Source organism: Protofrankia sp. Cr1, from assembly GCF_963555865.1.
Lineage (GTDB): Bacteria > Actinomycetota > Actinomycetes > Frankiales > Frankiaceae > Protofrankia.
In genome coordinates this window covers 5,919-7,902 of record NZ_CAUVXO010000062.1, presented here as the reverse complement: position 1 = coordinate 7,902, position 1,984 = coordinate 5,919, and the positions used below count along the sequence as shown (strand labels likewise).

The following is a 1,984-nucleotide window of genomic DNA, read 5'->3' as shown; positions in this document are numbered from 1 at the left end:
TGCCGATCCCGACCGCAGCCCCAGCGCCCGCCGGCCCGCGTCGAGGAGCAGACCCACATCCACCTCGGCGCCGGTGAACAGCCGTACCTGGCCGGCCGCCTGGGCCGCGAGTACGACCAGCCCACCGGCGAGCGCCGCTCCGGCGGCCTGTGCGCGAGCGGCCAGGCGGGTGGGCCACGGGTGGTAGAGCAGCTCGACCAGCGCGGTCGAGGACGGCCACGGGTGGCGTGCCAGATCGTCGGTCACGCCGGCCGGGGTGGTCGCGAGGACGATGTCGGCGCCGCGCAGGGACCCCGGCCCGCCCGGACGGGCGAGGATTCCCGAATCCGGTGATCCCCAACGGTGGACCGTGACGCCGAGCCCGAGCGCGCCACCGATGTCGACCAGGAGCGCCGCCGCCGCGGGGCGGCGCGCGACCAGATCGACCCGGTCGGCGCCGAGGCTGGCCAACGCGCCGAGGGCGGCTCGCGCGGTTCCCCCCGCGCCGAGCACCAGGGGGCTACGCGGTGCCACGCCGGTACCGAGAACCTGGGTGACCGCGTGGGCGATGCCCATGACATCGGTGTTGAACCCGTGCAGGCGCGCAGGTGTCCCGCCGGTCGGGCCCGGACGGACGACGATGGTGTTGACGGCGCCGAGAAGCGCCGCGGTGTCGTCCAGTGTGTCGAGCAGTGCCAGGACGGCCGTCTTGAGCGGCATGGTGAGCGACAGGCCCGCCCAGCCCGGATCAACCCGTACCCGGCCGAGCAGCTCCGCCAGGGCGCTCTCGTCACACTCGACGGCCGTGTAGTCCCAGTCGAGTCCCAGCGCCGCATAGGCGGTTGTATGCAGAATGGGTGACAGCGAGTGCGCCACCGGCATGCCGAGGATGGCGGCCCGCCGGCGGGTCACGAGCCCCCCTCGGAACGGTAGCGTGCGAGCGCTTCCTGCCACTCCTTGTCCGTGGTCGCGAAAATCGTCACATTCGACTTCGGCAACGACACGAAGTACATCCACGGCCCCGCCGCCGGATGCAGCGCGGATTCCAGCGCCCATCGACCAGGGTTGGAGATGGCCCCCGGCGGCAACCCGGACACCTTGCGGGTGTTGTAGGGGTTGTTGGCGTTCAGCTGATTCTGGGTCAGCGGACCCTCGTATTCGTTGAGCGCATACCGGGTGGTCGAGTCGAGGTCCAGCCGACGGAAAGCCCCGGAGGTGTCGGCAAGCCGGTTGTAGATGACCCGAGCGACCTTCGGGCCCTCCTCGGGGTTCTTCACCTCGCGCTCGATGATGGACGCGACCGTGATGACGTCCTGTGGGGTACGGCCCAGAACAGCCGCGCCAGCCTCGATGTCGAGGGATGCCGTCTCCGTCCTGAATCGGTCGACGAACATCTTGACCGTGGCAGTCAACGATGCGCCAGGTTGCAGGTCGTAGGTGAACGGGTACAGGTAGCCCTCGACCCCGCTGGCATAGGACGGCAGCTGGAGCTCGCCCGGGTTCTTCACGAGGGCCTCGAGCGCTGCAAGCGGCTGGCCGGTACGGTCCGCGAGCGCCGTGAGGACCTGCCGGGTGGTCATGCCCTCGGCGATGGTGAGCCGGAACAGCGCGTGCGACCTGGCGTCGAGCAGCGCGGCGAGTGCGTCGACCGCGCGCACCCGCTGCTTGACCTTGTAAAAGCCGGGCTGGATGGACCGCGACCGCTCGTCGGCCGCGGCCGCGTTGACGAACGCTGCCGGGGTTCGCACGACGTCCGCGGACGCCAGCACCCGCGCGATGTCGCGGGCGGTTGACCCGGCCTGGATCTGGATGATGACCGAACCGTCACCGGGCCCGGCAAAGTCGGCGGCCGACTCGCCCTTCGCGATGCGCCCGATCACCTTCCCCGCGCCGTAAATTCCGCCAGCGAGCAATCCGGCTACCACGACCAGGATCGCGACAAGCTTCGGAACGGCAGCGGGTCTGCGTTGTCCGGCCTGGTTACGCCTGCTGCGGCGACCGCCGT

Annotated in this window: 2 protein-coding genes; both read right to left on the bottom strand. The window is 70.7% G+C overall.

Going from position 1 to position 1,984, the window contains the following annotated elements; all coding sequences use genetic code 11:
• Positions 1 to 891 (bottom strand): shikimate dehydrogenase (locus tag U9980_RS08125; protein ID WP_322767375.1); only part of this gene is annotated, 891 nt, incomplete at its 3' end.
• Positions 888 to 1,984, bottom strand: a 1,097-nt coding sequence (gene mltG / locus U9980_RS08120; protein WP_322767374.1) for an endolytic transglycosylase MltG, incomplete at its 5' end; no start/stop codon positions are given. The genes mltG and U9980_RS08125, both read right to left, overlap by 4 nt.